Raw genomic sequence first — 262 nt, forward strand, 5'->3', positions numbered from 1 at the left:
CGAAACGTGTATCCGTCCGGCGGAGGCCGCGTTGGGGAGTAAGACGCGCTGTTGAGATCTGTCCTTATATACAGTGATAAGCTGCAGTGCCAAGGTCGAACGGCTCGAGGTAGTCGTCCGTTGAGAAGCCGGTTTGACGGTCGGAGCCAGGACAAAGGCCCAGAAAGGGATTGAGTGCAGCAAAGCTTTCAGCTGGGTGAGGACGCGTCGCAGACTGTGGCCGAACAGCGGTGATCCCTGGAAAAACGATCGAGGTGACCGT

Annotated in this window: 1 protein-coding gene; it reads right to left on the reverse strand. The window is 57.6% G+C overall.

Annotation, left to right across the window (positions count from 1 at the left end; genetic code table 11):
- Positions 1-64 precede the first annotated feature (64 nt).
- Positions 65-262: hypothetical protein (locus KJQ96_RS39260; protein ID WP_213291247.1), on the reverse strand; the 198-nt coding region annotated here is incomplete at its 5' end.

The sequence above is a fragment of the Bradyrhizobium sp. sGM-13 genome, assembly GCF_018398875.1.
In the GTDB taxonomy this organism is placed as follows: Bacteria; Pseudomonadota; Alphaproteobacteria; order Rhizobiales; family Xanthobacteraceae; genus Bradyrhizobium.